Source organism: Kribbella steppae, assembly GCF_004342025.1.
Classification (GTDB): Bacteria; Actinomycetota; Actinomycetes; order Propionibacteriales; family Kribbellaceae; genus Kribbella; species Kribbella steppae.
The window spans coordinates 724,193-748,255 of sequence record NZ_SLWN01000001.1; the positions used below are offsets into that span (position 1 = coordinate 724,193).

20 protein-coding genes are annotated in these 24,063 nt (G+C 68.5%); 5 read left to right on the forward strand and 15 right to left on the reverse strand.

Annotated features, from left to right (window positions below):
• Positions 1-298: 298 nt before the first annotated feature.
• A complete protein-coding gene (locus EV652_RS03335; protein WP_132207424.1) occupies positions 299-1,141 on the reverse strand; it encodes a DegV family protein in 843 nt (280 codons plus the stop codon).
• Positions 1,142-1,193: 52 nt separating this feature from the next.
• Here EV652_RS03335 and EV652_RS03340 point away from each other — a divergent pair, with 52 nt between their 5' ends.
• Positions 1,194-1,730: a pyridoxamine 5'-phosphate oxidase family protein gene (locus tag EV652_RS03340; protein WP_132207425.1), complete on the forward strand. Its 537-nt coding sequence runs from the start codon at positions 1,194-1,196 to the stop codon at positions 1,728-1,730.
• Positions 1,731-2,428: 698 nt separating this feature from the next.
• On the opposite strand, the gene EV652_RS03345 is transcribed toward EV652_RS03340, so the two are convergent.
• From EV652_RS03345 to EV652_RS03365, 5 genes are all read right to left on the reverse strand, one after another.
• Entirely contained in the window at positions 2,429-4,993 is a 2,565-nt protein-coding gene (locus tag EV652_RS03345) for an ATP-binding protein (protein WP_132207426.1), read from the reverse strand.
• Between the two features lie 171 nt (positions 4,994-5,164).
• Positions 5,165-5,371, reverse strand: coding sequence for a hypothetical protein (locus EV652_RS03350; RefSeq protein ID WP_132207427.1), 207 nt, complete (start codon positions 5,369-5,371; stop codon positions 5,165-5,167).
• Between the two features lie 101 nt (positions 5,372-5,472).
• Positions 5,473-5,892 carry a YjbQ family protein gene (locus EV652_RS03355; RefSeq protein ID WP_132207428.1) on the reverse strand — a complete coding sequence of 140 codons (420 nt, stop codon included), beginning with the start codon at positions 5,890-5,892 and terminating at the stop codon, positions 5,473-5,475.
• A 37-nt stretch (positions 5,893-5,929) separates the two neighbouring features.
• Entirely contained in the window at positions 5,930-8,410 is a 2,481-nt protein-coding gene (leuS, locus tag EV652_RS03360) for a leucine--tRNA ligase (RefSeq protein WP_255512562.1), read from the reverse strand.
• 161 nt (positions 8,411-8,571) lie between these two features.
• Positions 8,572-9,207, reverse strand: a complete 636-nt coding sequence (locus EV652_RS03365; RefSeq protein WP_132207429.1) for a TetR/AcrR family transcriptional regulator C-terminal domain-containing protein — start codon at positions 9,205-9,207, stop codon at positions 8,572-8,574.
• 81 nt (positions 9,208-9,288) lie between these two features.
• On the opposite strand from EV652_RS03365, the gene EV652_RS03370 reads away from it, so the two are divergent.
• A complete protein-coding gene (locus tag EV652_RS03370; RefSeq protein ID WP_132207430.1) occupies positions 9,289-9,741 on the forward strand; it encodes a hypothetical protein in 453 nt (150 codons plus the stop codon).
• 48 nt (positions 9,742-9,789) lie between these two features.
• Here EV652_RS03370 and EV652_RS03375 read toward each other — a convergent pair whose 3' ends face one another.
• From EV652_RS03375 to EV652_RS03395, 5 genes are all read right to left on the reverse strand, one after another.
• On the reverse strand, positions 9,790-10,650 hold the full coding sequence (locus EV652_RS03375; RefSeq protein WP_132207431.1) for a trypsin-like serine protease: 861 nt from the start codon (positions 10,648-10,650) through the stop codon (positions 9,790-9,792).
• 113 nt (positions 10,651-10,763) lie between these two features.
• On the reverse strand, positions 10,764-11,681 hold the full coding sequence (locus tag EV652_RS03380) for a helix-turn-helix domain-containing protein (RefSeq protein WP_132207432.1): 918 nt from the start codon (positions 11,679-11,681) through the stop codon (positions 10,764-10,766).
• Positions 11,678-12,445, reverse strand: a complete 768-nt coding sequence (locus EV652_RS03385) for a phytanoyl-CoA dioxygenase family protein (protein WP_132207433.1) — start codon at positions 12,443-12,445, stop codon at positions 11,678-11,680. The genes EV652_RS03380 and EV652_RS03385 overlap by 4 nt, the downstream gene beginning before the upstream one ends.
• A 96-nt stretch (positions 12,446-12,541) precedes the next feature.
• Positions 12,542-14,311, reverse strand: coding sequence for a GMC oxidoreductase (locus EV652_RS03390; protein WP_132207434.1), 1,770 nt, complete (start codon positions 14,309-14,311; stop codon positions 12,542-12,544).
• On the reverse strand, positions 14,311-15,210 hold the full coding sequence (locus EV652_RS03395) for a hypothetical protein (protein ID WP_132207435.1): 900 nt from the start codon (positions 15,208-15,210) through the stop codon (positions 14,311-14,313). The genes EV652_RS03390 and EV652_RS03395 overlap by 1 nt, the downstream gene beginning before the upstream one ends.
• Before the next feature lie 304 nt (positions 15,211-15,514).
• Here EV652_RS03395 and EV652_RS03400 point away from each other — a divergent pair, with 304 nt between their 5' ends.
• Positions 15,515-16,651, forward strand: a complete 1,137-nt coding sequence (locus tag EV652_RS03400) for a sensor histidine kinase (RefSeq protein WP_132207436.1) — start codon at positions 15,515-15,517, stop codon at positions 16,649-16,651.
• A complete protein-coding gene (locus EV652_RS03405) occupies positions 16,644-17,282 on the forward strand; it encodes a response regulator (protein WP_132207437.1) in 639 nt (212 codons plus the stop codon). The genes EV652_RS03400 and EV652_RS03405 overlap by 8 nt, the downstream gene beginning before the upstream one ends.
• A 12-nt stretch (positions 17,283-17,294) precedes the next feature.
• Here the strand turns inward: EV652_RS03405 and EV652_RS03410 are convergent, their stop codons facing one another.
• Complete coding sequence (locus EV652_RS03410) at positions 17,295-18,194, reverse strand: endonuclease/exonuclease/phosphatase family protein (protein WP_439649036.1); 900 nt, start codon at positions 18,192-18,194, stop codon at positions 17,295-17,297.
• Positions 18,195-18,408: 214 nt separating this feature from the next.
• Here EV652_RS03410 and EV652_RS03415 point away from each other — a divergent pair, with 214 nt between their 5' ends.
• Positions 18,409-19,056: a hypothetical protein gene (locus tag EV652_RS03415; RefSeq protein WP_158441083.1), complete on the forward strand. Its 648-nt coding sequence runs from the start codon at positions 18,409-18,411 to the stop codon at positions 19,054-19,056.
• Here the strand turns inward: EV652_RS03415 and EV652_RS03420 are convergent.
• From EV652_RS03420 to EV652_RS03430, 3 genes are read right to left on the reverse strand one after another with little or no spacing between them, the layout of a single operon-like run.
• The gene (locus tag EV652_RS03420) at positions 19,053-20,066 is read right to left on the reverse strand and encodes an ABC transporter substrate-binding protein (RefSeq protein ID WP_132207440.1); all 1,014 of its coding nucleotides are present in this window, start codon (positions 20,064-20,066) and stop codon (positions 19,053-19,055) included. The genes EV652_RS03415 and EV652_RS03420 overlap by 4 nt on opposite strands.
• A gap of 26 nt (positions 20,067-20,092) precedes the next feature.
• A complete protein-coding gene (locus EV652_RS03425; protein WP_132207441.1) occupies positions 20,093-22,375 on the reverse strand; it encodes a glycoside hydrolase family 95 protein in 2,283 nt (760 codons plus the stop codon).
• A gap of 5 nt (positions 22,376-22,380) precedes the next feature.
• On the reverse strand, positions 22,381-24,042 hold the full coding sequence (locus EV652_RS03430) for a type 2 periplasmic-binding domain-containing protein (RefSeq protein ID WP_132207442.1): 1,662 nt from the start codon (positions 24,040-24,042) through the stop codon (positions 22,381-22,383).
• Between the last annotated feature and the right edge of the window lie 21 nt (positions 24,043-24,063).

Here is a 24,063-nt window from a genome sequence, read left to right on the forward strand (position 1 = left end):
CAGGAACGACGAATTCAGACCTGTGGAAATCGCCGAGGAGGCGGGCGCGAGGTGGGCGGAGCGGAGAGCGACGCCCGCGCCGGAACATGGGGCGGGGCACGGGGCGCGGGTCGGGCCGAGCCGGCACGAGGTCGCGGGGCGCGAGGTCGCGGGGGCGCGAGGTCGCGGGGCGCGAGGTCGCGGGGCGCGAGGTCGCGGGGCGCGAGGTCGCGGGGCGCGAGGTCGCGGGGCGGGCCAAGCCGGCGCCGGGTGGCGGGGCGCGAGGTCGCGGGGTGGGCCGAGGCACCACCCGAGGGCGCTAGCGAGGGGCTATCACTACGGCTAGGAGGCCGGGGCCCACGTGGGCGCCGATGACCGCGCCTACTTCGCGGAGGACTATTTCGTCGGCTTGGGGGAGGCGTTCGGCGAGGCCGTCGGCGAGGGTGTGGGCCTTTTCCAGGTTGGCCAGGTGGTGGACGGCGACCTGGACGGGGCCGTCGCCGGCTCGTTGGACGGCTATGTCGGCGAGGCGGGCGATGGCGCGGCTCGAGGTGCGGACCTTCTCCAGCGGGACGATCCGGCCGCTGCTGATCGTCAGCAGTGGTTTGACGGCGAGCGCCGTACCGAGGAGGGCCTGGGCGGCGCCGATGCGTCCGCCGCGGCGGAGGTACTCGAGGGTGTCGACGTAGAAGTACGCCGAGATCGACGCCATCCGGACGCGCGCCGCGGCTTCGACGGCCGCCTGGTTCTCGCCCGCCGCGGCGCAGGCAGCCGCGGCCAGGACCGGGAACCCGAGGCCCATCGCGATGGAGCGGGAGTCGATCACCCGGACCGGGATCGGCGACTCCTTCGCCCCGATCATGGCGGCCTCGACCGTCCCCGACATGTCGCCGGAGAGGTGGATCGACACGATCGACTCGGCTCCAGCCGCGGCACAGGCGGCATACGCCTCCGCGAAGGTCTGTGGCGCCGGGCGACTGGTGGACACCGGCGTGAACGTCTTGAGCGCCTCGGCGACCGCGTCGGCCGAGGTGGCGCCGTCGTCGTACGACGTGCCGCCGATGACGACCTGCACCGGTACGACGGTCAGCGGGAGGCGGAGGACCTCGTGCGTGGACAGACCGGCCGTGGAGTCGGTGACGACGTGCACGCGGGCTGACATGCAGTGAGGTTACCGGACGGTTTTGTCGGCGGGTGGTGTCAGACTCCACAAGATGAAGGAGACCGCAGCGGAAGTCACCGAACTGCAGCAGCTCCTCGACGCCGCGTATCAGCGCTCGACGGAGCATCTGCGCAACATCATCACGGACTCGCGCCGGCTGGACGCCGACGCGCTGGTGCGGGTTCTGACCGGCATGTGCACGCTCAACCTGGCCACCGTCACCGCACGCGGCGAGCCGCGGATCAGCGCGGTCGACGGGCATTTCCTGCACGCTCGGTGGGTGTTCACCACGTCCGGCTCCGCGGCGAAGGCCCGGCAGCTCAAGGCCAGACCGGCGGCAAGCATCTCGTACGTCGACGGCGAGCGGATCGGCGTGTTCAGCCACGGCGACGTCGAGTTCCTCACCCCGGAGCACGCGGACTTCGCGGAGATCGAGGAGCACCTGGTGAAGCACTACGGGAGCTCGCCATCGAGCTGGGGACCGGACATCGTGTACTGCCGCCAGCAACCGTCCTGGATGGTCGGGTACGGCGACCAGAAATCGCTGCTGGCCCAAGTCGAGAAGAAGAGCGCGAAGCGGAAGAAGTAAGGCACAAGGCAGCGAGGTGAAGGCCTACCCCTCCGGGGCCTTCACCTCGCTCTGCTGACTTCCCCTGTGAGTCAGCTCTTCACCTCACTGTGCTGACGTCCCCTGTGCGTCAGCACTTCACCTGCTGCGTCGACTTCCCCTGTCCGTCAACGCTGTGCTGACTCCCCCTGGTTGTCAGCCGAGTTCAGTCCTCGCCGAGCTACTCCCCGTGCCGGTTCCGCGAGGTACCGGTCTGACCGCGAGCTCGTCGAGGTCCCGGGAGGCCCCAGCGGCTGACCCCGCCGGCGGGTGACCAAACCCGCCGGCTTCCCCGTGTCAGCCGGACCGGCACTCGTCCCCTGTGTCGTGTGCCCGGTCCAGTGCTGGGACCCCGCCCCGGGTGTGGTGCCCTGACGGCGCACGGCACCCGGTTCAGGCAGGACAGATCCACACGACGCAGCACCCCGGAGCTCTCGACAGCCGATCGGCGCCCCCACCGTCCGGCCGCCGGATGCCCTCCGCGTCGCCTCCCCCAAGCTGCTCGGCAGTCCAGCGCAGCACCATGGCCTCATCACGGTTCACCGCCCATTCCCTGCCTGTGCCCGGCTTCGGACTCTGCTTCGTGGAACCTGTCCTACGGCTGTAATTCTTCGGCCGGCAGGCATGTCAGGACGAGGCAGAAGTACCGGCAGTTACCCGGCAGCTTCAGCAGAAGCGCGTCATGAAAGAGCGCTGAGTACGTCGTTCGCCAGCCGCTGCACCGCGGCCGCGGGGTCGGGCTCCGGCCAGCCGTCGGCGACCGAAGCGCTCTCGCAGGACTCCTGCAGGATCGCCCAGGCGGTAGGCAGCATCGGCGGGTCCATCGTCTGCTGCCATGCCAGCAACTGACCGCACAGGACATCACCGGCCGCGGACTCCCCCAGCGCATGCAGCACGGCCACAGCCTCTGGCAGTACTTCGAGCAGGTACACGACCCGCCCTTCGAGCAGGAGCCGGCTGACCGCGTCCCGGATGCACAACCGGGCCTGCTCCACGTCACCGGCATCGCGGGCGAGTCGCGACCGGTAGAGCATGACCAGGTAGTCGAAGTACCCCCGGTGCCCGCGGATGTCGGCGTCCGCGTCGTCGAGCAGCGCCCGCGCCTCGTCGTACCGCCCCTCGTGGTACTCGACCATCGCCTGGCAGCCGGCCACCTTCGTACGCTCCGGGTCGTCAGAGGCCTGGCTGTCGCGTGCGAGCTTCGCCCACCGCCGCGCCTCGGACAGATTGCCCAGCTCGAGCTCCACCCGGCTAAGGGCCATGTACGCGATCTCGTCCGGGTAGACGCCCGGGTTGACCAGTGCGGCCTCCCAGGCGAGCAGCAACTCCTTGGCCTCAGGCAGGCGCCCCCACCGCAGCAGCGCGAGGGCGCAGGTGGCCTGGACGGTCGCGGACCGCTGCACGTCGCCGTGCTTGCGTGCGTCCTCCACAAGCGCTGGGATCTCGGCCAGGCTCTGTGTGTCGAGCAGGTGCGAGCCGGACGACACCCACCCGCCTCGGGCCACCAGACCCATCTCTGTCTCGCCCGGGATGAGCTGACGCGCCTCACCGTAGTACCGCCGGGCTCCCCGTACGTCGCCGGTCAGACTGGAGAGCCGGCCGGCAATGGCCAGCAGCCTGCCGCTGACTTCCTTGTCCGCAACGTTCTCAGCGCACAGCGTCGCCCAGCGGATGCCACTCTCGGCCACGCTCGCCTGGTACTGCCACGCGATCCGGAACCCGAGCACGATAGGCGCAGCCACATCCCACTGCTCCAACTCGGCCGCACGTTCCAGCGCCACCTCGAACAGCGCGGAGTTGGCATGCGCAGCCCGGTAGCGCCGGTCACGGTCCGGCGAGGACCAGGCGCCGCCGAGTCCATCGACGTACGTCGAACACCACGCGACCGCCCGGTCCCGGAACTCGGTCAGGTCGTCATCCTGCGACGACAGGCCGGCGTACGCGTGCTCCCGGATCGTCTCCAGCAGCTTGTAGCGAGCGCCGTACAACTGCTCGAACTCGGTCACCGGCTGGAGCAGCGACTTGTCCACCAGTTCGGCCAGCAGCATCGGTACGTCGGCCGCGTCGATCGGATCGCCCGTACACACACCCGCCACCGCGTCCAGCGTGAACGGCGACCCGAGCACCGACGCCCGGTACAGCAACTGCCGAGCGGCGTCCGAGAGCGCGTCCACACTCCACGCGATCGTGTCGGCCAGCGTCCGCTGGTGCGGTGCGCCGAACCGCCGCGGCCCGGACAGCAGCCGGAACCGGTCGTCCAGCGCGGCCAGTATCGTCTCCACCGACAGCGACCCGGCCCGCGCGGCCGCCAGCTCCAACGCCAGCGGCAGACCGTCCAGCCGACGGCACAGCCGAGCGACGGTCGAAGCGTTCTCCTCGGTCAGCTGGAAGTCGGGCCGGACCCTGGCCACCCGCCGGCAGAACATCTCCACTGCCGGGCTGGCCGCGATCTCCTCGAAGTCCTTGTCGTTCGCCGGTACGCCGAGCACCGCCACCCGCCGGACCACCTCGTCGGGCAGGCCGAGCGGGATCCGCGACGTCACCAGTACGCCGACGCCCGGGAAGCTGCGGACCATCCGGTTCGCCACCGTCGCGACCCCGTCGAGCACGTGCTCGGCGTTGTCCTCGACGATGACCAGGTCGCCGGGCTGGCGACCGGACAGTACGTCGTCCAGGTCCGACGTACCGGGTGCGGTGCCGAAGGCGTCCAGGATGGCCGACGGTACGGCGGCATCGCGCTGAACGGTCGTGAGGTCGACGACCACGACGGTGGTGTCGACACCGGAGAACCGGTCGGCCGCGGCCAGTGCGAGCTCGGTCTTGCCGACACCACCCGGGCCGACGAGCGTGACGAGCCGGTTCTGCCGTAGCAGCACCTCCAGCTCCAGCAGCTCCTGCTCACGTCCGACGAGACCGTCGGGAATGGGCCTGGTGCCGCGCCAGCGCAGTCCGGTCGGCGCGGGGTCGGCCACTGCGATCACCGGGCGCACCACAGTCCCGTGCCCGGCCGCGGCGAGGAAGCGTTCGGCGTCACCGTCGTGCAGACCGAGCGCTGAACCGAGCAGCCGGACGGAGTCCTTGCGGGGCCGCGCCACCCGGCCGGCCTCCAGCTCACGGATGGTCCGCACGCTGAGCCCGGCCCGGTCGGCCAGCTCCTCCTGCGAGAGCCCTGCCTGAACCCTCAAGTCGAGCAAGAGATCGGCGAAACCCCGCCGTCCCTCAGCCCGGCCATCCGTGTCCGACAAAGCCCGTCACCCCTCTTGAGCCTCACGTTCCCGTCACAACATAGCGTGACTGGGCTGTCCGCGCCGGGGACGCCCGGTGGCATGAGATGCGGCGCAGGTCACACGAAACGGTTGATGAGGGCAACAAGTTTGATTCAGGTTCGAATTAGTGAACCTACAGGAATGACTGTTTCAAGCGGTCGCGCGAACCGAGGCGGATTCATTTTCACCGGTGTACAGGGAAAGCACTCCGGTCCAGTCCTCGAGTCGGGCGCTGGTGTCGGCCCGGCCGGTGTCGGCATTCAGCAGGCTCCCGTCACAAATACCACGCGTGGCGCGGATCAGGAGTTCGGTGCCTAGCCCCACCCACTGGGCCCGAAGGGTGTCAAGCGCTGCCATGTGGGCAATTCAAGCGGAGTCGTGTTTCACATGCGTAACGCCACCCGCAACATCACGATAAGTCACAAGAATTCCGGAACACCTTGTTACCTGGTGGTCCATTAACCGGGCAGCCAGGAAAGCCGGACCTGCCGGCGGGGATTGTCGACGTTGGTGTCGACCAGGCAGATGGATTGCCAGGTGCCGAGCATCATCCGCCCGTCCAGCACCGGGATGCTGGCAAAAGGTGGCACCAGAGCGGGCAGCACGTGGTCGCGACCGTGGCCCTGGCTGCCGTGCCGATGGCGCCAACTGAAGTCGCGCGGCAGCAGCTGCTCGAGCACCGCCAGCAGATCGGTGTCGCTGCCCGCGCCGGTCTCCAGGATCGCGATCCCGGCCGTCGCGTGTGGCACGAACATGTGCAGCAGTCCGTCGCCCTGGGCCTGGTGGGCCTCACGGGCGACGAACTGCTCGCACCTGCTCGTCAGGTCGAAGACAACCTCGGTACCGCCGGTCGCGACATCGATCAGCTCAGAACGCATCTGAGCAGACTAGTCCGTGTCCGAGCAGACACGGACCCTAGGCCGGAACGATGTTGACCAGTTTGGGCGCGCGGACGATGACCTTGCGAACACCGCGTCCGTCCAGAGCCTTCTGAACCGCCTCGGAGGCCAGCGCCAGCTGCTCCAGATCGGCATCGCTGATGTCCGGGGACACCTCCAGCCGGTCCTTCACCTTGCCGGCGATCTGGACCACGCAGGTGACCGCTTCCTGAACCAGCAGCGCCGGATCGACCTTCGGCCAGCCGGCCTTGGCGACGGTCGGCTCGTGGCCCAGCGTCTCCCACATGTCCTCTGCCGTGTACGGCGCGACCAGGCTCAGCAGGATCGTCACCGTCTCGACCGCCTCGCGGACGGCCGGGTCGGCCGCACCCGGGCCGGCGTCGATCGCCTTGCGGGTCGCGTTCACCAGCTCCATGATCCGGGCGACCATCACGTTGAACCGCATCGAGTCGATCAGGTCGGCCGCGTCGGCCACCGTCCGGTGGGTGACCTTGCGCAGGTCGACATCACCGGTCGACGGGTCCGAGCCCACCGGGGCCTCGACCGATCCCGCCAGCCGCCAAGCCCGCTGCAGGAACTTCAGCGAGCCTCCCGGCGACATGTCGGCCCAGTCGATGTCGTCCGACGGCGGACCGGCGAACACCATGGTCAGCCGAACCGCGTCGACGCCGAACTCGTCGATCTGGTCGCCCAGGTTGACGCCGTTGCCCAGCGACTTGCTCATCGCCTTGCCCTGGTTGACCACCTGGCCCTGGTTCAGCAGCCGGGTGAACGGCTCGACCGCGGTCAGCAGGCCCATGTCGTGCAGCGCCTTGACGAAGAAACGCGCGTACAGGAGATGCAGTACGGCGTGTTCCTTGCCGCCGACGTACTGGAACACCGGCATCCAGCGCTCGGCCGCCTCCGGGTCGAACGGGCCCTCGGTGTAGTCCGGCGACAGGTAGCGCAGGAAGTACCAGGACGAGTCGACGAAGGTGTCCATCGTGTCGGTGTCGCGCTCGGCCTTGCCGCCGCACTTCGGGCAGTCGACCTCGACCCACTCGCGGGCGGCCGCCAGCGGCGAGACACCCTTCGGCGCCAGGTCGGTACCGCGCAGGTCGGGCAGCTCCATCGGCAGCTGGTCGTCCGGGACCGGCACCTCACCACAGGACGGGCAGTGGATGATCGGGATCGGGCAACCCCAGTAGCGCTGTCGGCTCAGCAGCCAGTCGCGCAGCCGGTAGTTGATCGTCCGCTCGCCCAGGCCCTTGCTCTCCAGCCAATCGCTGATCCGCGCCTTGGCCTCGTCGACAGCCAGCCCGTCCAGACTGATCTCGGCGTTCGCACTGTTGATGGCCGGCCCGTCGCCGGTGTACGCCTTCCCCTCGAAGTCGGGCGCCGGCTGCACGGTCCGCACGATCGGCAGGCCGAACTTCTCCGCGAACTCCCAGTCCCGGGTGTCCTGGCCGGGCACGGCCATGATCGCGCCGGTGCCGTAGTCGGCCAGCACGTAGTCGGCCGCCCAGATCGGGATCCGCTCACCGGTGACCGGGTTGATCGCGTACGAGCCCAGGAAGACACCGGTCTTCTCCCGCTCGGTGCTCAGCCGCTCGATCTCCGTCTCGGACTTGACCGCGGCCAGGTACGTGTCGAAGGCGGCCTGCTGCTCGGGCGTGACCAGCTCGGCGGCCAGCTTCGCGTCCGGCGCGACCACCATGAAGGTGGCGCCGAACAGCGTGTCCGGACGGGTCGTGAACACCCGGATCGGCTCATCCCGGCCCTCGACCTGGAAGGAGGCGAAGGCGCCCTCGGACCGGCCGATCCAGTTGCGCTGCATCAGCAGGATCTCTTCCGGCCACTGCAGCAGCTCCATGTCGTCCAGCAGCCGCTGGGCGTACTCAGTGGTCTTGAAGTACCACTGCGTCAGCTCGCGCTTGGTGACCTCGTGCCCGCACCGCTCGCACCGGCCCTGCACCACCTGCTCGTTGGCCAGCACGGTCTGGTCGTTCGGGCACCAGTTCACGTACGACGCCTTGCGGTACGCCAGCCCACGTTCGTAGAACCGCAGGAACAGCCACTGCGTCCACTTGTAGTACTCCGGGTCGGACGTGTGCAGCCGGCGCGACCAGTCGAAGCTCAGGCCGTACCGCCGGATCGACTCCGCCTGGGTCTCGATGTTGGCGTAGGTGTACGTCGCCGGGTGCTCGTTGCGCTTGATCGCCGCGTTCTCGGCCGGCAGACCGAACGAGTCCCAGCCGACCGGGTTCAGCACGTCGTACCCCTGCTGGAACCAGTAGCGCGCCAGCACGTCGTGCAGCGCGAACACCTCGGCGTGACCCATGTGCAGGTCACCCGACGGGTAGGAGAACATCGTGAGCGCGTACCGACGCTCCGCGGAGCCGTCGTCACGCGTCTTGAACGGGTCCAGCTTCTCCCACACCGGCCGCCACTTGGCCTGCATCGCGTCGAAGTCGTACCCGCCCCGGTCGATAGGGGCGTCGCCCACCTGCTCGCTCACGGTCCTACTCCATGCTTCGTGTGTTGTTGAGCCTAAATCTGCCAGAAGGCATACCTAGAAATGAAAAAGCCCCTCGCACAGGAGGGGACGCCGCACTGACCGGCGCTCTAGCGCCTGGATGCCAGTACGGCTAACTAAGGAGCAGGCTCACTCGCATGTCGTCAGTCTAGCGCGTCCGGCCGGAGTCCGGACAACAAGGCCTCGAGGGCGAACTCGAACCGCGCGTCGGCACCCGGCGGAGATGCCGCACGCACCGCCTCGGCCAGCAACGGAAACTCGGCCGGATCCAGGGTCGCCAGGTGGTCCACCGGGTCATCCGCCGGCGCGGGTGCGGTGACCACGTGCCCGACGACGAAGCCGGTCACGGCGTACAGCACATCCAGAGCGTCGGCGGGCTGCAGCCCAGCTGCCCGCATGCTTTCCAGAGCCGCCTCCATCACTTGCAGGTTCTGTGCCGTGACGGCAGGCCGCGATGCGACCAGGGCCACCACGTTCGGGTGCGCGAGCAAGGTGGTTCGCAACGCTCGTGCGTACCCATGCAGGCCTTCCTGCCATGAGGCCGCCTCGAACGCCGGCGGGGCGATCGGTGCGACGAGCAGCTCGACCAGACCGTCCAGCAAGGCGTCCTTGTTCGGCACGTGGTGGTAGATGGTCATCGCCTCGACGCCCAGTTCCGCGCCGAGCCGGCGCATCGAGAGCGCCTTCAGCCCTTCGCGATCGGCCAGTGCGAGGGCGGCCCGAAGCACCGCCTCGCGCGTCAGCCCCACGCTGTGGCCAGGGGTACGGCGGCCAGGCATCGAAACTCCCTCGGCTTGAGGATTCTTACGACGTAAGATTACCGTGGATTGGAATCTTACAGCGTAAGAATGGAGATTGCGATGACCACCATCGCCGCACCACCCCGCTCGCCGGCCTACGTCAGAAAGGCGCTGTACGCCGGTCTGGCGCTGACCCTCATCGCCGTCCTCGCCCCGCTGATCGACCTCGTGACGGCCGACAGCATCGGCGACCACGTCCGGGCCGCCTATCCCGGCTGGTCCGCCGATCTGGTCGCCAAGGACCGGAACGCCATCACCATCTATCTGGTGGCAGTCGGAGTCCTCGGCCTCGCGGGCTGGGTGTGGTCGATCGTGGCGGTGGCCCGCGGCAACCGCCGGGTCCGTGGGATCGGCACCACGCTGTTCGTCATCGGCGCGACCGTCCAGCTCATCGGCCTGTCCGTCGGCGGCGAGGCCTACACCACGATCGTGCCGACGTTCCACGGCGTACTCGGCTTCCTGCCGTCACTCGCAGGCCTGGTCGCCGTCGTCGGCCTCTGGCGGCACAAGTAGGTGCCGCGACCCACTGAGACGGGTCGCGGCACCAGTAGCGCGGGACAATCAGCCGAGCGGCACACCGAACGTCTTCAGCCAGTCCTGGACGACCTTGATGTCGATCCGCTGCAGACCGTCGAGGTAGCGGCAGTTCTGTGTGTAGCCGTAGCTGGTCACCGTCACCACGTAACCACCGTGGTACGTCGGCCCGCCGGAGTCACCGAAGCAGGTGCCGCCGGTGCCGCGCTTGTCGTGCTCGTTGCCGTTCACCTGCAGGATCTGCGGGGTAAGTTTCTGGCCAGGCTCCTCGGCCCAGCGGCGCAGCAGTGGGTACGACATCGGCGTGGGCTTCTGCGGGCCGGAGTCGGCCTTGCGGACCTCGGTCCCGTAGCCGACCGACGTGAAGATCGTGCTGTTCAGCTTCGGCTGCTGGTAGGCGTTCAGGTAATTGGCCGGCGCGATCTTCGCCGGCGCGATGTTCGTCACCGGACGGTCGAGCACGATCACCCCGACGTCGTTCCAGTTGTTCAGGTCGGTGAAATCGGAGTACTGCGGGTGCGAGGCCGCCGTACCGGACTTGTAGCCGGCCTTCTCCAGCTCGGCCTGGGTGTAGCCCTTCGCCGGGTCCGTCGCGACCGGGAAAGGCGACGGCGGCTGCTCGGCGATCACCGAGTCGAACGTGACCAGCGTCTTGCCGAGTGTGCCCTGGGTGCAATGGGCCGCGGTCACCAGCACCGTCGGCGACACCAGGGTCGCCGTACAGCGGAAGCGTCCGTCGGGCATGTAGAACAGGATCAGACCGACATTGGGATGGCCGTTCCCGTCCGGCTCGCCTCCGGTGATGGCGGACGCGGGCACCAGGGATGTGGCTGCGAGGCCGAGCGCCAGCGCGATGACGCCGGCGATTCGGCTGAGGCGACCCCTCATATGTCTCCTCCAGGAGTACGGCGGAAATACCTGGGTGCATTTGAGCAGTCACCGTCTGCCCTGTCCAGACGTCAATTGACTACTCTCCGTGTCAGATCCTTGGCAGAGGTGGGTCAGACGAACTCTGTGCCGCCGGCGCGCCGGTGCTCGCCCGGCGTGCGTCCGTAGTGCCGCCGGAAAGCCGTCGAGAACGGGCGTACGTCGGAATAGCCGCAAGCGCGCGCCACCTCGGTCACGGTCACCGAAGGGTCCAGCAGCAACTGCGCGGCGAGCTCGAGACGCAGCCGGCGCAAGGTGGACATGATCGACGCACCCGTCTGCTGGTGGAACAGGCGCTCCGCGTGCCGCTCCGACAGGTGTGCGACCGCGGCGACGTCCCTGACGGTGATCGGCCGGGACAGGTTGTCCCGGAGGTGCCGCTGCATTGCTTCGACCACCAGCGGACCGCGGTCACGCCGGACTGGCTCTACTGCCAGGTCATCGTCGAGTGCGAAGGCTCGTGCGGTCTCCACCACGAGTGTGGAGCCGAGTGCGCCGAGTGCGGTGCCGTAGCCGGCGATCGGCGCAGCCGCCTCGGCCGCGAGCGCAGTGATGAGGGACGGCAGGGAGCCGGTCCGACTCGACACCACCGGCCCATCGGGCCGAGTCAGTCCGGACCACCAACCAGACTCGTCGGGAGCTGCCGTCGGTCGGCCATCGGAGGCGCCCGGGCGGAAGGTGAAGCCCCAGAAGGCGATGCCCAGCGGCTCAGACCGGCTGGACTCGATCTCGTGCACGTCACCCGGGCGGGCGATGAACACCGACCCGGGCTGCACGTCGTACTGCGTGTCTCCCGAGTTGAAGCGGCCGGAGCCGGAGTAGGCCAGGCAGACCTCGTGGAACGAGTGGCTGTGCCAGTAGTTGCGCCAGTACTCCGGCTGGTAGTGCCCCCAGCTCAGGAAGTCCGCACGGAACCCGTCGACCTCGCAGGACTCCAGCAGCCCCGCGAGGTCGACGAAACGGTCCGCGTCAGCGACATCCGCGAGGGTCAAACAGCACTCCTGCCCGTCGGGTCGACTCCACGAAGCATCATGCCCTGACCGAGGGAGAACTCGTGCGTCTTCACCGTCGGCGGGTCCGCCGGGTCGCGGTACTGGATCAGCCAGGTGGTCCGGGCCTGATCACTCACGTTCACCCCGGACCCGTGCACGGTCAGGTAGGTGAAGAACAGTACGTCGCCCGCCTCGGCCGGCTGCGGTGTCGCCGACTCGAACGGTACGTCGGGCAGGTGGTACGAGCCCTCCGGGTCGTGCTCGCGCGGACCGTCCTTGTGGCTGCCCGGGATGACCCGGACACAGCCCTTCTCGACCGGTGCGTCGTCGAAGTGGAAGATCGCCGCGCCCATCCGGTGGTACTTGTGCGGGAAGAACGGGTAGTCCTGGTGCAGCGGGAACGGCGAACCGTTCTCCGGCGGCTTCACGAACAGCTTGGTGTGGTGCAGCTGCACGTTCTCCACCCCCATCACCGCGGCGGCCACGTCGGTGAACCGCGGGTCCACCAGCAGCCGGGAGAAGGCGGCGTCGTAGAACTGCGCGTCGTGCAGATGCTGCAGCTTCGTCGGTGCATCGGTCATGTCACGCGCGGCGGCCCAGGTGGGGTCGTCGCCCCGGTTCAGCAACGCCAGCAGGTCGTGGCTGCGCTGCCGGTAGTAGGCCGCTTCTTCCTTGCTGAGCAGGCCTTTCACCAGTACGAAGCCGTCCTCGGCATACTGCCGAGCCAGCGTCGTCAGGTCAGCGCCGCTCGAAGTGATCGTCATCTCGAAGTCCTCCTGATCGGGTACTTCGAGCGTAGGAAAATCGGCGCCCGGACGGCAGGACCGCTCCGGACGCCGATGTTCGTCAAACGGACACGCTCACAACCCGAGCTGTCCCAACCGCACGCTGATCCGCGGATCCGTGGACACCACAGGGGAGCTCGAGCGCACCCACGGATCCCCGTCGAAGTACGTCTGGAGGATCTTCTCCGCCGTACGCGTCGCCAGCGCCTGCGCCGTCAGTGTCGGGTTCGGCCCGCCGAGGCCGTTCGAGAGGGCGGAGTTGTCCGCCACGAACAGCCGCTTCACCGCGCGGGTCTCGCCGCGCGGATCGACCACGGAGTTCCGCTCCGAGGAACCCATCCGCATCGAGGACTGGACGTGCAGGATGAGCGGCGCCCAGTCGATCCGGTAGACCTTCTTCGCCCCGGCGCCGCGGAGCAGCTCGGCCGCCTTGCGGGCCATGAACTCGCGGTTCCGCAGCGTCCGCGCGGTCCGCTGCCGCTGCTTGAAGGTGACCTTCGGGATCGGCCCGTTCTCGTCCGCGGGCAAGGCCGAGAGGGTGACCCGGTTCTGCGCCTCGACGTCGTCGTCGGTGATCACCAGCACGCTCAGCAGCCGATCCAGTCCGTGCGACAGGACCTCCTTCAGCTCCGGCCCCATCACTCGCCCGGCCGGTCCGTCCCACGGCCCGGTCCGCCCGCGACCGTTCTTGTACTGCCCACGGATCCCGCTGTCCGACAAGGTCCCAGCGAACGCGGCCAACGCCGGCGGCAGGCCGACGTTCTCCAAGCCGCCGTACGGCGGGTAGTCCAGCCGCGCACTCGAGCCGACGCCCTTCGGATTGCCGGTGTAGTCGTCGAAGACCCCGAACACCCAGTCGAAGAAGTGATCGGTGTAGCCGCGGCCGACCCAGCCGTTCGGATTCGGCAACCCGCTGTTGAACCACAGCCGCGGGTTCTCCGTGCAGCCACCCGACATCACCACGACGCGAGCGTCCTCACGATGCTCGGAGCCGTTGGACAGCCAGGTCACCCCGGTCGCAGTCAGTACGCCGTGCCGCTTCTCCGCGTGGACACGGGTGACGAACGCATCGGTGATCAAATCCACCGGCCGCCCGCCACGCGCCCATACCTCGGCCGTCAACGCCATCGGCACGTAGCTGTTGTCCGTCGACCGCTTGGCGAATTGGTTGCGCGGGGCACCATTCGGTCGCATGCAGCCCTGGAAGCAGTACCCGCAGAAGGTGCAGCCGGTCGCCTGCGGATAGTTCAGCAGGTCCTTGTCCGACGTCTTCCCGGCCGTCCCGCCCGGCTGCAGGATCGCGTTCTCCTGCGGCCGGTACGACGGCCGATGCGTCGTCTTGGTGGTCTGCACCGGCAGCCCGAGGGTCTCGGCGCCGCGGAAGAAGGTCTGCTCCTTGTGGCCCATCGCCGCCGTCATCACCGGCATCGTCGCCTCGACCCATTCGAAGTACGGCACCAGCTCGCCGTACGTGAACGGGAACCGGTGGTCGACGTCGTAGCCGTTCCGGTCGGCGCCGTCGTACCCCTCGAAGACGCCTGGGTACGCGCGCGGGTAGTTGCCGTAGAAGTGTTGGGTGGTGCCGCCGACACCGGACAGCTGCCAGACGAACGAGTTCTGCGGCCACTCCCGGAACCAGGCGGGCTTCGAGCGGTCCGACGGACCCCAGCGCAGGTAGCCGGTCAGCGGGTTGTTCGCGTCGTCCTCGAAGGTCGTCCACTCCTCCCGCGGGTTGGCGTGCCGCGGCCCGGCCTCGAGCAGCAGTACGTCGAGACCCTGCGCGGCCAACTCCTTGGCCACCACCGGTCCACCGCCGCCGGCCCCGATCACGATGACGTCGCGCATCAGTCGTGCACCTCCTGGCGCCCCTGGTAGTAACCGATGAAGTCGTCCCAGCCCTCGACCGGGCCGTGCGGCTGGTAGCCGGTGTGGCTCCACCCGACCGGCCGCGCCCGCAGCGTGCGGCTCACCTTGTCGTAGACGGCCGACTCGCCGTACGCGCCGAAGGTGGCGAACTCGATCAGCGCGCCGCCGACGAACTTCAGCAGCCCGGACACCGAACTCTTCAACGGCTCGGGGAACTGCACATCGAGGAGCGCGACCAGATCGGAGTCGGTGCGCTCGATCAACTCGAACGCCTGCGCCTTCTCGGCGTACGACAGCCGCGCGAACGGCGACAGGTGCGGCCCGTTCACCGCTAGCGGGTTCACCTGCGTCGCCATCAGGTTCAGCAGCCCGGAGATCGGGAACGACAGCGGCATCGCCTCGTCGCTCTGCAGGTACGCCGCCAGCGCACGATCCAGCCGGCGGAGCTCGACCGGGAGTACTTCGAGACCCGGCAGGGCGATCCCCGAGTCGGCCAGGCCGGTCACCAGAGCGGCCCCGACCGGCTGGGCGACCGCGTCCGGGAACGGGACGAAGTTGTCCAGGGAGTTGATGATGAAGTCGGTCGCACCGGCCTCGATCGCACCCGGCGTACTGCTCGGCGTCCCCTGCGTGCGGGAGTACGGATCGGGCCCCGGCATCGCGAACACGGTGAGCCCGTTGAGGGTGTCCCGAGCGAGCGCGGCCAGGACCGGCCGGATCAGGTCCACCGTCGTCGGCAGGAGCGGATTGGTGGCGGCGTCGGCGGGAGCGAACACGCTGCGCGCCAGCAGACCACCTCCCCCGAGCGCAGCGCCGAGTACGCCGATGCGGGCGAGGAACGCCCGACGGGACAGGGGTGGTGGATCTGCTACCGGCATCACGAGTCCTTCGGAGTGGGACGGGACCGACCGGGCCGGCGTCCCGCTACGAAAGGACCACCGGCACCACTGGTCCTACAACGACCAGTGGTGCCGTAAGTCACTCCCCGGGCGACTGTCCCGGCGACGATTCCTCGCCCGCTGCCCGCGCGGCCGCCTCTTCCACGGTTACTACTGCCCGCCGACACAGTCGCAGCGACCCGCTCCTCCTCCTGAAGTGAGGTGCCCACGGGCAATCTCCACCCGGATCTCCACCCCCGGACGGGCCGCTGCCGGCGTCGGCGCTGCGTAGGGTGCCGGTGTGATGTCGCGGAAGCTGGGGCGGTTGACCCTGCACGGGGAGAGCGGCTGGCTCGGCCGTGCGCTGACCTCGGCCGTCGCGATCGCCGTACTCACCACCGCGCGTCCAGCGGAGAGCTGGGCCTGGTTCGTGCTCGGCGGCGGCCTGGCGATGTTCATGGTTGGCACCGTCCTGATGACGGCCCGCCCGTACGTCGCGCTGGCCCTGCTCGGAACCGTTGCGGTGAGCAACGCCCTGATCGCCGGACTGCCGGACTCCAACGCCCTCGTGCTGGTCCTGGTCGCCATCGCCGACATCGCCGTGATGTCCTTCCCCCGGTACGGCGTCCTGCGCGGGAACCGGCCGATCGTTGCTACCGGCATCGGTGTGGCGGCGGCGTTCGCGCTGTCCGCGTGGTGGTTCGACCGGCCGGACAGCTGGTACTTCAGCCAGCTGCTCTGGACCGCGGTGCTGACCGCGTTCGGCCTGAACCGGCGGCAGTACGAGATCCAGGCGCGGCAGACCGAGCAGCTCCTGGAACAGACCCGCCTGGCGCAGAGCGAACAGGCCCGCGCCGCAGCCCTGGACGAGCGCGGCCGGATCGCGCGTGACCTGCACGACGTCCTGGCTCACTCCCTCGGTGCGCTCAGTGTGCAGCTCGAGCTGGCCGAGGCTCTGCTCGAGGAACGCGGTGACACCGAGGGTGCTCTCGACCGCATCCGGCGTTCGCGGCGGCTCGCCGTACAAGGGTTGAGTGAGGCGCGGAACGCGGTGGCCGCGCTGCGGGAGGACGAAGTACCCGATCTGCGGCAGGCGCTTGCGGCGCTCGCCGAACAGCATGAAGCGGATCACGGCGCCGCGGTTCGGCTGAGCATGGCGGGCACGGCCGGCCCGCTCGACTCGGGAGCGACGGTCGCGTTGCTCAACGCCGCGCGGGAGGCGCTGACGAACGCGGCCCGGCATGCACCCGGGCAGCCGGTGGATGTCGGGCTGGCCTTCGCGGACGGCGTCCGACTGACGGTGCGGAACAAGGGTGCGACGGCAGGGGAAGGGTTCGGGTTGGCGGGGATGCGGGAGCGGCTGGCCTTGGTCGGTGGGACGCTGACGGCGGGTCCGGACGGTGACGACTGGCTGGTGGTCGCGGAGGTGCCTGATGAGTGACGGGATCCGGGTGGTCGTCGCCGACGATCAGCAGGTGGTCCGGGAGGGACTGGTCGCTCTCCTTGGCCTGCTGGACGGGATCGAGGTCACCGGCGCGGCCGCGAACGGCGTCGAGGCGGTCGATCTCGTTGCGCAAGGCAACGTCGACGTCGTGCTGATGGATCTCAAGATGCCGGTCCTCGACGGTGTCCAGGCAACCGCGCGGATCACCGCCGGCTTCCCGGACGTCGCCGTTCTGGTGCTGACCACGTACGCCGATGACGAGTCGATCGCGACCGCCCTGCGGGCCGGGGCCCGGGGCTATCTGACCAAGGACGCCGGCCGGGCCGAGATCGGCGCGGCGCTCCGCTCGACCGCGGCCGGCCAGTCCACCTTCGATCCCGAGGTCTCACGCCGTCTGATCGCCGGGCTGACACCGGGCCGGGTCAAAGAGACCGACGGGTTGACCGCGCGCGAGACCGAGGTACTGCGCTTGATCGCGCAGGGACTGAGCAATCCGGAGATCGCCGAGCGGCTGTACATCAGCGAGGCGACCGTGAAGACGCACATCAACAACACCTTCGCCAAGATCGGCGCCCGGCACCGCGCCGAAGCAGTCCGCTACGCCTACCGCAAGGGCATCGCCGATTAGCCCTTACGGCGGTCAGACGCGCACCTCGGCCACCACGGGACGGTGGTCGCTGCCGGTGGAGCTCATCACCCAGGCCTTCGTCGGCGTGACGCCGCGCACCATGATGTGGTCGATCCGCGCCATCGGGAAGTCGGCCGGCCAGGTGAACCCGAACCCGTACCCGGCCGCACCCTGGGCCGAGCGCAGTCCGGCGGTCAGCGGAGCCAGGCTGCGGTCGTTCGCCGTACCGTTGAAGTCGCCCATCACGATCACGCCGGCCAGTTTCTCGTCGGCGATCTGCCGGCCGAGGGCCTCGATCGTGTCGTTGCGCTGGCCCGAGGTGAAGCCGCTGGTGCCGACCCGGACGGAGGCTAGGTGGGCGACGTACACCGCGATCTTGCCCTGCGGCGTACTCACCTCGGCCCGCAGCGCCCGCGTCCACTTGAAGCCGACGTCGACCGACTTGCTCTCGGCCACCGGGTACTTCGACCATAGCGCCACCGTGTCCCGGGAGACCTCGTACGGATACTCGTCGGCGAACGCGGCCTTGTAGATCTTCATGTCCGCGGCCGTGATTTCCTCGAGCGCCATCACATCGGCGTCCGCCGCGAGCAGATCCTGCGCGGTCCGCTGCGGATCCGGGTTGGCCGCGTCGACGTTGTGCGACAGGACCCGCAGGTCGTAGGCGCCGCCGCCCTTGCCCGGGATCAGCAGGTTCCCGAACATCAGGCCCCACACGACCGCGGGCAGTAACAACGCGACCCCGGCCGTGGCGGAACGTCGTACCAGCGCCGCGATCCCCAGGATCGGTACGGCGAGGCCGACCCAGGGCAGGAAGGTGTCGAGCAGGCTGCCCAGGTTGCCGACCGAGTTCGGCACCCAGCGGTGGAACAGCAGCGTCACGGCGGACAGCACCGCGAGGACGGCGATCATCCAGCCGCGGCGCCACCTACTGCCCGTGCGGCGCCGCCGGCGTGTGGTGCGCGTCGGCGGCTTCCGAGAAGCGACGGCGGTCTGGCGGTCCGGCATGCTGCGATTGTTGCGGACACTTGGGCCGGACCAAAGTCCGGGCCGGGTCGGCGAGCCCTATTTCATCCCTAGGAACGACCGTTCCGGCCGAAATGAGTAGGGTTCTGTGAGGATCCTGGTGCGAACAGCGGATGCGGCCGACAATGCCGCTATGCCGCCTGCGCAGACCACCGAGCCCTTCGTCGTGAAGCGACGCAGCCTCGGCACGACCAGGACCACGCTGTACCTCGGCAGTGTCGTGTTCGGCCTGATGGTCCTGTTCACACTGCTGTGCGTCGTGGTCCAGCTGATCAGGGGCGAGCCGATCCGCGAGCCGCTCGAGGCGGTCTGGCTGTCCTGGGGCGGGATGCCGCTGATCTTCGCGGTCGGACTGCCGGTGCTGCTCCTGGTCGGGCTGGTGACGACCGCCGAGGAACGGCACGAGGGCGACCAGGACGACGTCCTGCTGTCGATCAACGAGACCGGCGTCTACCTGGGCGGCGAGCAGCCGCGCACGATCCCGTGGAGCGACGTGCACGGCATCTGCCGGGTCGAACGGCGCGGGGTCAACAGCGAGGGCGAGGATGCGTGGCACCCGTATCTCGTCGTGCTCCGGTACGACGGCGACGCGCTGCCCCGGAGCTCGAAGGCATGGGGCCCGTCGGAGCAGTGGCCGGGCACCGTCGAGATCCTCGGCCGGCCCCTCCCGTACGACGACCTGGTCGCCGCCGTCGCACGGTACGCACCCCACGTCCAGGTCACCGACCGCGGACGTGTGACGGACTAGCCCTTCGCGGCGAGCAGCTTCTCCAGGTCGGTCAGCACGTCCATCGCGCCGAGCGGGCCGAGGCCGAGGAACCACACCTCGTCGTCGACGCGCGCGACCTGACCGTTCTTGACCGCCGGCAACGCCTTCCAGAGGTTGCCGTTGACAACAGTGTTCTCGGCGGTGGTCTCCGGCTTGCCGTAGCTGGAGTAGAAGAGCCAGTCGCCGGCGGCCTGCGAGATGTTCTCCTGCGACACCTCGACCGCGAGATCCGGGACGTCCTGCACCTTCGGCCGAGGCAGCCCGATGTCCTTCCGGATCACGCCGATGAAGGACAGGTTGCCGTACAGCCGGATCTCCCCCGGCCGGAACCGGACCAGCGAGATCGTCGGCGATCCCTGCACCTTCGCCTTCACCTCGTCGGCGCGCTTCTGGTAGTCGTTCAGGATCCCGGTGGCCTTGTCCTCCTCGCCGACCGAGTCCGCGACCAGCAGGAAGTTCTCCTTCCACGGGAACCCAGGCCGGATGCTCATCACCGTCGGCGCGATCGCGCTGAGCTGGTCGTACAGGTCGTTCGCCCGCAGCTTGCTGCCCAGGATCAGGTCCGGCTTCAGCGCCGCGATCGCCTCGAGGTTCAGCTCGCTGATCCCGCCGACGGTCTTGATCCCCTGCGCCTTGTCCGCCAGGTACGACGGAACGCCCGCCTGACCGGCCGTCGTCGCCATCCCGACCGGCGTGATGCCGAGCGCGAGGACGTCGTCGAGCTCACCGCTGTCCAGGACGACGATCCGCTCGGGCTTCTTCTCCAGGTTGGTCTCGCCCAGCGCGTGCTTCACCGTCCGCGGGAAGGCCCCCGGCTGCGCATCCGACCCCAGCTTGGCGGTCTCCTGGTCAGCGGTCTTGAACAGCCGCCCTCCGGTCGCCACCTCGGTGTCTCCGGGTCCGGCGTCCGTACTCGCCGTGTCCTTCGCACCACACCCGGCCAACACCAGAACGGCGGCCACCACAACGATCGCAAGGCGGTTCCTCATAGCCATTGACCCTATAACAAGCCTGGTTAGGGTGCCCTAACCAGGTCCACCTGTTCACCCGCCTCAAGAGAGACGTTCACCACCTCGTCGGCGATCGCGATCTGGTGCGTGCCGCAGTGGGTGGCCCGGACTGTCGCGGCCGTGATCTTGCCGTCGCGCCAGGTGACGTCGAACGACAGTCCGCCGCGAGCCCGGAGGCCGCGGAACGAGCCGTCCGGCCAGTCGGCCGGGAGGGCAGGCAGGAGGCGGATGGTGTCGGTGTGGCTCTGGATCAGGAGTTCGGGGATGCAGCCGGTCATGCCGAAGTTGGCGTCGATCTGGAAGATGTCGCCGTCACGGTGCAGCAGGTTGTCCGAGACCAGCCGGCTGAGGTAGTCGCGGATCACCGCGGACGCCTTCTCCGGCTCGAACAGCCGTGCCCACAACGCGACCAGCCACGCTGCTGTCCAGCCGCCCGGCTTCCCGGTGGAGGTGCGCAGGTCGAGCGATGCACGGGCCGCCGCGGCCCATTCCGGCGTCCGCGTCGGGTCGATCTCCGCGCCCGGGTAGAGACCGTAGAGGTGCGACTGGTGGCGGTGGTCGGGCTCGGACGGTTGCCAGTCCGTCGGCCATTCGAGCAGCCGGCCGTCGGTCGTCGTACCGATCTCCGGAAGGCGTTCGCGGGCGGAGCGGGCCTTCTTGGACAGCTCGGTGCTGAGGCCGAGCGCGGTCTCGGCTTCGGTGAGGTTGGTGAACAGTTCACGCATCAGCCAGATGTCGTACGTCGTGGTGAGGTCGACCGAGGCCTTGTCGCCGGACGGCAGGACGAAGTGATGCTCCGGTGCGGTCGACGGGATGAACTGCAACCGGCGGTCACGGTCCTCGACCAGCATCGACAGGACAAACTCCGCCGCACCGGCGATCAGCGGATAGGCCCGCTCGCGGAGGAAGTCCAGGTCCTGCTGGAACCGGTAGTGCTCCATCAGGTGCGCGGTCAGCCAGACGCCGCAGGTCGCGCACATCGCCCACACCGGATCGTCGCCGCCCTCGCCCACCGGCCAGGTCGCGCACCAGATGTCCGCGTTGTGATGCGACACCCAGCCCGGTGCGTCGTAAAGGGTCCGGGCGGTTTCGGCGCCCGACGCGGCCAGGCCCTCGAGTAGATCGGTGAGCGGGTCGAAGCACTCCCCCAGGCCGGTGAGGTCGGCCGGCCAGTAGTTCATCTGGGTGTTGATGTTGTTGGTCCAGTCGCTGGCCCACATCGGCCGGCGGTCCTGGTTCCAGATGCCTTGCAGGTTGGCCGCCTGCGTCCCGGGGCGGGAGGACGCCATCAACAGGTAACGGCCGAAGTTGAACGTCAGCGCGACCAGGTCCGGATCGTCGCCACCGGCGGCGACCGCCTTGATCCGCTCGTCGGTCGGGAGCTCAGGGGACTCGCCGAGTTGCAGCTCGGCGCGTTCGTACAGCTCGAGGTGATCGTCGAGGTGCCGCTCCCGGAGCCTGTCCAGGGCCAGTGAGTCCAGCACTGAGGTTGCCTCACGCAACGCCACCAGCGGATCGCGGCCGGGCGGGACCGACCAGCCGGCGAAAGTACTTGCCGCCGACAACACCACACTCAGACTGTCGGCTCCGCGTACGGCGACGCCCGCAGCGCCGACGTCGACGCTGCCGCCAGTGTTGTGAGCACGCAGCGCGACACCGAACCCGATGCCGCGCCCTTCCTCATAACGGATCGGGTCCGGACTCTGCCGGTACTCGATGGTCAGATCCGACGGCGCGTGGCCGACAACACCATAGGTGCCGTCGGCAACCTCCACCCGAACCGGATGCTGACTGGTCAGCGCCAGGTCGAGGTCGATCGACCCCGGCCGGTCGGCGGTGATCGTCCACACCATCACCTGGTCCGGCGTGGACACGTATGTCTCCCTCCGGAACCGCACGCCGTCGACCGTGTAGTCGACGGCGGCGATCCCGGTGCGGAGGTCCAGGCTCCGCCGGTATTCCTGTGGTTCCCCGGACGCAGCGATCAGCAGGTCGGCGAGCGGTTGGTACGACTCGACCAACGGACCCTGCAGTGCCCGGGTCCGCTCCGTCGCCGCCAGCTGATCACCCTCGTCCAGCAACAACCGCCGTACCTCGGCCAGCACCCCCGGACCGTCCGTCACGGTCACCGTGCGCGGACCGTCCCCCGACCAGACGTCGTCGAGATTGAGCGCGATCCGCTCCTCGTCGATCCGTCCGAACACCTTGGCGCCGAGGTGACCGTTACCGAGCGGCAACGCCTCGAACCAGTCGGGGGCGGCAGTTGTGAACCACAGTTCGTGCGACATGAGATCTATTTACTTCCGGACTTGTACTTGTCGTAGGCCTGCTGCTGGATCTCGAGGTACCTGGTCATTCCGGTGCTGTCCAGACCCTTCACGTAGGCGTCCCACTCGGTGTCGATGTTCTTCGACCCGGTGATGAAGGCCAACTGGTTCTGGCTCACGTAGCTGTTCAGGTTCGTCTGCAGCGTGGCCAGCTCACCACTCAGGCTCGGGTCCGGCCAGACCGAGGTCTGCGGGAACCACTGCGCCTTGTCCTCGTGACCCTCGTACAGCTTGGTCGCCTGGAACAGCCGCCGCTCGAGGCCCGCGCCGGTGTAGATGTCCGCCGGTACGACCTGCGCGTTCCGGTACGCCAGCGTGTTGTTGTACTGGCCGAGCGCACCCCAGTTGATGTTCTTCGGCGCGTTCTGCTTGGGCTTGTACATCGGCGTGACCTTGTCGTCGAGCGCGATGTCACCGGGACCCGGCTTGGTCCAGCCGACACCCTCCGGTCCCATGTTGGTGATCATCTGACCCTCGTCGGTGTAGATGTAGTCGAGCATCTTGATCGCCGCGACCTGGGCCTCCTTGCTGGCCTTGTTGGTCAGCATGAAGGTGTAACCAGTGGAGGACGGGTAGTTCAGGCCGGTGTAGCTCTTGCCCTCCGGACCGGTCAGCGGCGGCACCGCGTCGTACTGCTTGTCCCGGCCGTCTTTCGAGTCGAGCTGGACGAAGATGCCCGGCCACAGCACCGGTACCGTACCGAGGACGACAGCCTTCGGGTTGTTGCCCTGCGCCTGCAGCGCGGCGGCGTTCTGGGTGAACGCGGCCTGGTCGATCAGGCCTTCCTTGTAGAGGGAGTTGATGTACTTCAGGCCCTCCTTCCACTGCGCCGACGTCACTGGGGTGACGACCTTGTCCCCGTCGAGCGTGATCAGCGACCGGACACCGTTGTTCGCGCCGACCGGGTCGTAGGCGAACGCGTTCATCAGGTACGCGATCAGGCTGCTGTCCTGCGGGTCGGTCGTCATCGGGATCTCGTCGGCCTTGCCGTTGCCGTTCGGGTCCTGGGTCTTGAACGCCTGGAGCACCTTGCGCAGGTCCTCGGTCGTCTTCGGCGTCTGCAGGCCGAGCTTCTTCAGCCAGGCGCTGTTGATCCAGAGCTTGTCCGGGTAGGTGCAGTGGTAGCAGTCGGCCCACTGCGGCAGTGCGTAGATGTGGCCGTCCGGCGCGGTCGACATCTCCTTGTACGTCTTGTTGGAGTCCAGCGCCTTCTGGATGTTCGGCGCGTTCTCCTTGATCAGGTCCTCCAGCGGGACCGCGATGCCCTGCTGGCCCAGCTTGAGCACCTCGGCCTGGGTGAACGCGTCGATCCACGGGATCATGAAGAACAGGTCCGGATAGTCGCCGCTGGCCAGCGCGATCTGCCGCTTCTCCTTGGCCGGACCGCCGTCGTACGTCGTGGTCTGCCAGCGGAACTGGATCTTGAACTTGTCGCTCATGATCTTGGTGACCTGGTTGGTGTCCAGGTTGGTGTTCTGGTCGGCCGGGGTGAAGGTGTCGATGATGACCTTGCCGTCGGCCGCCGTCTCGTTCGCCGCCCCCTGCGCCGACTTGTCCGAGCTGCACGCCGCGAGGGCGAGCGTGCCGGCCACCACCAGCGTGGCGACTTTGCTCACTGTTGAGCGCATTTCGTTGTTCCCTTCTCAGAG